This window comes from Serratia sp. (in: enterobacteria), assembly GCF_046715635.1.
Classification (GTDB): domain Bacteria; phylum Pseudomonadota; class Gammaproteobacteria; order Enterobacterales; family Enterobacteriaceae; genus Chania.
The window spans coordinates 1-6,136 of the sequence record NZ_JBKJYW010000287.1 but is presented as its reverse complement, the minus strand read 5'-3'; the positions used below and the strand labels follow the sequence as shown (position 1 = coordinate 6,136).

6 protein-coding genes are annotated in these 6,136 nt (G+C 55.3%); 3 read left to right on the top strand and 3 right to left on the bottom strand.

What is annotated here, in order from left to right:
• Window positions 1-871: HTH-type transcriptional activator IlvY (ilvY, locus tag ACLQ7H_RS14160; protein ID WP_411753221.1), on the bottom strand; the 871-nt coding region annotated here is incomplete at its 3' end.
• A 294-nt stretch (window positions 872-1,165) separates the two neighbouring features.
• Here ilvY and ilvC point away from each other — a divergent pair.
• Entirely contained in the window at window positions 1,166-2,641 is a 1,476-nt protein-coding gene (gene ilvC, locus ACLQ7H_RS14155) for a ketol-acid reductoisomerase (RefSeq protein WP_021181818.1), read from the top strand.
• Window positions 2,642-2,820: 179 nt separating this feature from the next.
• Here ilvC and ACLQ7H_RS14150 read toward each other — a convergent pair whose 3' ends face one another.
• A complete protein-coding gene (locus ACLQ7H_RS14150; protein ID WP_411753220.1) occupies window positions 2,821-3,753 on the bottom strand; it encodes a sugar kinase in 933 nt (310 codons plus the stop codon).
• Between the two features lie 153 nt (window positions 3,754-3,906).
• Window positions 3,907-4,110 carry a 2-hydroxymuconate tautomerase family protein gene (locus ACLQ7H_RS14145; RefSeq protein ID WP_021181815.1) on the bottom strand — a complete coding sequence of 68 codons (204 nt, stop codon included), beginning with the start codon at window positions 4,108-4,110 and terminating at the stop codon, window positions 3,907-3,909.
• A 157-nt stretch (window positions 4,111-4,267) separates the two neighbouring features.
• Between ACLQ7H_RS14145 and pdeH the strand changes: the two genes are divergently transcribed.
• Window positions 4,268-5,053, top strand: coding sequence for a cyclic-guanylate-specific phosphodiesterase (gene pdeH / locus ACLQ7H_RS14140; protein ID WP_411753219.1), 786 nt, complete (start codon window positions 4,268-4,270; stop codon window positions 5,051-5,053).
• A 103-nt stretch (window positions 5,054-5,156) separates the two neighbouring features.
• A partial coding sequence (locus ACLQ7H_RS14135) for an AsmA family protein (protein ID WP_411753218.1) occupies window positions 5,157-6,136 on the top strand: 980 nt, incomplete at its 3' end.

Below are 6,136 nucleotides of genomic sequence, written 5' to 3'. Positions count from 1 at the left end.
GCCAGAACGCCTCAATCAGCGGTTCGTTGAGGCGTTTTTTCGGCACGCAGACCCCCAGTTCGAACGGTTCGACCATCGAGATATTCTCCAACTGAGAAATGCGGTTGCGAACTGGCTCCGGGCTATTGTCTACCACCACGCTGGGGATAAGCGCGATACCGCAGCCTAATGCCACCATCGAAACAATCGCCTCATGCCCGCCGACGGTGGCGTAAATCAGCGGATTGGTGATGTGCTGGCGGCGGAACCACAGTTCGATGCGTTTTCGTGACGGGCCATGCTCCGGCAGGATAAACGGCATATTGGCCCAGTCTGGCTGCTCGGCAAAAGCCTGCGTTCGTACCGCGCACGGCAGCGCGGGGGCAATCAGCACCAACGGGATCTCACCGATTTGGGTGAAGGCGACGCTGGTGGGGAGTGTCTCTGGTCGCCCGGCGATACCGAGATCGGCTTCGTTGGATTGCACCTTGTCCACCGCATCGGCGGCATCACCCGTGGTCAGCTTGATTTCAACCAGGGGATGCTGAGCACGGAAGCGGTCGAGGATTGGCGGCAGATGGCTGTAAGCGGCGGTGACCGAGCAGAACAAACGCAGTTCGCCGCTCAGAGAAGGGCCGTGCTGGCCAAGCGAATGTTTCAACTGCTGATACTGCAGCAGCGTTTGTTGAGCAAACACTTTCAGCTGTTCACCGGCATCGGTCAGCTCTACGGTGCGGTTATCACGCAGAAACAGTGACTGCCCAAGCGTTTCTTCCAGCCGCTGGATCTGGCGGGAAAGCGTGGAGGGGCTGACGTGCATCGCCTTGGCCGTGCGGCCAAAGTGATGGCTTTCAGCCAGGTGCAGGAACAGCTTGAGATCACGTAAGTCCATAATCAGTACGCTCGCAGCGGGGTGTTGCAGAAATTGCAACGTCACGTTCGTAATATATCAATTTAAGCAACGCAATTCCTGTTATACATTGGTTTCAACGGATCCCGCATAGACAGGGCGGGGGTGAAAATAATAGTAAGCCTATGGATTTCAATCTGCAGCTAGGCGGCCAGCTATCTCATCCCCAGGAGCTTACGTTTAAGTAAGTGACTGGGGTGAGATAGTGCAGATAACAACGCTGCAGATTGAAAGACGACGGCTTTGCACGACACAACATCTAACTGGAGTTCTACCATGGCTAACTATTTCAACACATTGAACCTGCGTCAGCAGTTGGCGCAATTGGGTAAGTGCCGTTTCATGGCGCGTGACGAATTTGCGGATGAAGCCGGTTACCTGAAAGGGAAAAAAGTGGTGATTGTCGGCTGTGGTGCTCAGGGTCTGAACCAGGGTCTGAACATGCGTGATTCCGGCCTGGACGTGGCTTATGCGCTGCGTAAAGAAGCGATTGCCGAGAAGCGTGCCTCATGGCGCAAAGCTACCGAGAACGGCTTCAAGGTTGGCACTTACGAAGATCTGATCCCGCAGGCCGATCTGGTAGTTAACCTGACTCCAGACAAGCAGCATACCTCAGTAGTTCGTGCCGTACAGCCGCTGATGAAAGACGGTGCCGCACTGGGCTACTCCCACGGCTTCAACATCGTTGAAGTGGGCGAGCAGGTTCGTAAAGACATCACCGTAGTGATGGTTGCGCCTAAGTGTCCAGGTACCGAAGTACGTGAAGAATACAAACGTGGTTTCGGTGTACCAACGCTGATCGCGGTTCACCCGGAAAACGATCCAAAAGGCGAAGGCATGGCGATTGCCAAGGCATGGGCGGCAGCCACCGGCGGCCATCGTGCAGGCGTGCTGGAATCTTCCTTCGTGGCAGAAGTGAAATCTGACCTGATGGGCGAGCAGACCATCCTGTGCGGTATGCTGCAAGCGGGTTCTCTGCTGTGCTTCGACAAGCTGGTATCTGAAGGTACCGACCCGGCGTACGCAGAAAAACTGATCCAGTTCGGCTGGGAAACTATCACCGAAGCGCTGAAGCAGGGCGGTATCACCCTGATGATGGATCGCTTGTCCAACCCGGCGAAACTGCGTGCCTATGCGCTGTCTGAGCAGCTGAAAGGCATCATGGCTCCGCTGTTCCAGAAGCACATGGACGACATCATCTCTGGCGAGTTCTCCAGCGGTATGATGGCAGACTGGGCCGCAGACGATGTGAAACTGCTGACCTGGCGTGAAGAGACCGGCAAAACCGCTTTCGAAACCGCGCCGCAGTTTGAAGGCAAAATCAGCGAGCAGGAATACTTCGACAACGGCGTACTGATGGTAGCAATGGTGAAAGCGGGCGTTGAGCTGGCCTTCGAAACCATGGTGGATTCAGGCATCATCGAAGAGTCTGCTTACTACGAATCACTGCACGAGCTGCCGCTGATCGCCAACACCATCGCGCGTAAGCGTCTGTATGAAATGAACGTGGTGATCTCCGATACCGCAGAATACGGTAACTACCTGTTCTCTTATGCGGCGGTACCGTTGCTGAAAGAGTTCATGACCACTCTGCAGGCGGGCGATCTGGGTAAATCTGTTGCGGGTACCACCGTTGACAACGCGCAGCTGCGTGACGTGAACGAAGCGGTGCGCAACCACCCAATCGAATCCGTAGGCCGTAAACTGCGTGGCTATATGACCGATATGAAACGTATCGCAGTAGCAGGCTAAATACCCGTCGTCTTTCAGGCTGCAGCGTTGTTACCTGCACTATCTCACCCCAGTCACTTACTTAAACGTAAGCTCCTGGGGATGAGAAAGCTTGGCGCATAGGGTATGAAGTTGGTTTTTCGAACCCAATAAAAAGGCCAGCATCGTTGCTGGCCTTTCGCTTATCTAGACGACGGGAATTATTGCGGCATAGCCTCGCGTGGGATAATGGCCCCGCGATACTGGATCACCGTGCTGGCGGTCAGATGGCCGCGCTTGGCCGCGCTAACTGCATCACCACCGGTCAGGCGCACTGCCAGATAGCCCGCGCTGAAGGAATCCCCGGCGGCGGTGGTATCAATTACTTTCTCTTTTGACAGTTTGACCGCCGGTACGTCGTGGGTTTCCCCATCGGCGCTAAACACCAGGCAGGAATCTGCGCCACGCTTAATCACAATCTCACCCACGCCAAAGTCACGCGTGCGGCTTACCACCTGCTCAACCGGCTGTTTGCCCCACAGTAAATCTTCATCATCCAGCGTCAGGAAGGCGATGTCCGTACAGGCCAGGATCTCGCGATAGGCCTGCTGAGTCTCTTGCTGGCTTTGCCACAACCGTGGCCGATAGTTGTTATCGAAGATCACTTTACCGCCGTTGGCCCGGCATTGGCGCAGCAAGGTCAGCAGTTTTTCCCGGCTGGCCGGGTTGAGGATCGCCACGCTGATACCGCTCAGATACAGATAATCAAACTGCGCCAACTGTGCGCACAGGCTCTCTGCCTGCGGGCCATCCAGCCAGTAGCGGGCGGCTGCATCGTTGCGCCAGTAATAGAAGGTGCGCTCGCCGGTAGCATCGGTTTCGATGACATACAGCCCCGGCAGCTTGTTGTCCAACTGCTGGATCAGATCGGTTTTCACCTGCTCCTGCTGCCAGGTTTGCAGCATTTCCCGGCTGAAGCTGTCGGTGCCCAGTGCGGTGACGTAATGCACGTTCAGAGCCTGTTGCGGCACCTGTCGGGCGATATAAACGGCAGTGTTGAGGGTGTCGCCGCCGAATCCACGGCTGAGATCGGCGCCTTTCTGCGACAGTTCGATCATGCATTCGCCGATCACGGCGAGGTTTTTGCTGTTCATGATAATCCCTGGCTTGATATTGAGTCTGGTTGCTGCGAATACGTCCAGTCTCAACGCAAGGGCGAAGCGAGTCAATAGGAATAAAACAGCGTTTTAATTACTTTATGATCGCGATCGGGAAACGCGTGGTTTCCCGCCGCTGAGGAAGCAAAACTACTTGGCCGCCGCGCGCAGATCGGTGACGCATTGACCACCAATCCCCCAGTTATCGGTTTCCACTTCATCGATTACCACCACGGTAGTGGCCGGATTTTTGCCGAGCGTATCGACCAATAGCTGAGTCACGCCAGCGATTAGCTGTTTTTTCTGCTCCGCGGTTGCACCCTCGCGGGTAATTTTGATATTTACGTAGGGCATTATATTTTCCTTTTGTTATAGCTAAGTTGCATGTTGGTGCAGGTTTAATGTAGAGACCTTTTATCCAGGCTTAAAGTTTTATTGTGCGTTGCCGATAACAAGATCGACAAATTTCCGGCAACGTTATCTTTCCCATTCCCTAATGGCGATAGTACCGATGATAACCAACATGATCTCTGGTCTACTGACGCCATTGTTTGCTGTCTGGCAGCGCGCCAAAGTGTTCCGTTACTGGCGGCAGTGTCGGCGTTTGTATACTTTCCAGCCCATTTACCGCACCTGTGGCAAACTGCTGGCGGTGGAATTGCTGACAGCGGTGCATCATCCGGCGGCACCGGGCAAGCCTGTGTCCCCAGAGCACTACTTTGCCGCGCTGGGGCTACGCCAGCGCCTGGCGGTCATTCAGGAACAGCTCAATTTACTGCAGCAATGGCAGGCCATGTTTACCCGCGATGCGCTGATGGTCTCCATCAATATCGACGGCAAGGCATTACAGGCCCTACAGCGGCACCCGGCGATGCAGCGGCAAATCAGCATCATGCCTTACCTGCGTTTTGAGCTGGTGGAACAGGCAGACAGGGCGTTGAATGGGCCACTGCAGCATATCCCCGGGGCAGAGCGCCTGTGGCTGGATGATTTCGGCAGCGGGCTGGCGAATTTCTCTGCGGTCAGCAGTTGGCGTTATCAGTATATCAAGGTGGCGCGCGAGCTGTTTATGCTGCTCAAGCAAAGCGAGGAGGGCATCCAGCTGTTTTTTACCCTGGTGCGTCTGATGAGCCAGCACAGCGACGGGGTGATCGTCGAAGGGGTAGAAACAGAGCAGGAATGGCAGCTGGTACAGCACTCTGGCGCGTTTGCAGCACAAGGTTATTACCTTAGCCGCCCGGCACATTTTGACCAGCTGAAAACGCTGCCTACGCGGTTTATTTCCCCCAACCCCTGACCCATTAGCCCCGAAAGCGTGAACTCTGGCCCATCCTCGACTAGGCTTTTACCCAGGTTGCTTATCAATTTGGTCAGTCAGCTATCGCCTCAAGGGAGCCGTTATGACAAGAACAGGCAAAACTTTTAGCTGGATTGGCGGCATCGTGCTGCTGATCATCGTAGTTTTGGTGGTGTTCATTGCCACTTTCGATTGGAACCGTCTCAAACCCACCATCAATAGCAAAGTCTCTGCCGAGCTGCAGCGCCCGTTTGCTATTCGTGGCGATCTGGGCGTTAACTGGGAACGTCACCAGGATGAGGAGGGATGGGGTGCCTGGGTACCTTGGCCGCATATCCACGCCGAAGATATTATGTTGGGCAACCCTGCCAAGATACCTGGCGACGAGATGGTCACACTGCAACGAGTCGATGCCTCGATCGCGCCATTGGCGCTACTGGGCAAAGAGGTGCTGATCCCGCGTATCTGGTTGAAGCAGCCGAATGCCTCGCTACGGCGCCTGGCGAACGGTGACAATAACTGGACCTTCAACCTGGCTAACAGCGCCGATAAAGACCCCAACCAACCGCAGTCAGACTGGTCGGTCAGCATTCACGATATCGTGTTCGATCGCGGCCAGATTGATTTTAAGGACGCCACGCTCAAGGCCGATTTCCAGGCGCTGATCGACCCACTCGGCAAGCCTCTGCCCTTTAGTGAAGTTGCCGGTAAGCAGCCGGGGGATAAAGCGACGACGCCAGATTATATCTTCGGCTGGAAGGTTAAAGGAAAATACCACGGTGAAGCGCTGTCAGGCAGCGGCAAGATGGGTGGCATGCTGTCACTGCAAAGCGCTGATATACCGTTCCCACTGCAGGCCGATGTCCGTTCCGGCAATACCAGAGTGCAGGTCGCGGGGACGTTGTCCGATCCGCTGAACCTTGGCGGTCTGGATCTACGGCTGAAATTCTCCGGTGACAGCCTGGGAAACCTGTATGCGCTGACCGGCGTGTTACCTAATACCCCTCCTTATTCTACCGATGGTCATCTGATCGCCCAGCTGCATCAACCGGGCGGTGCGGTATTCCAGTATCAGGGCTTTGA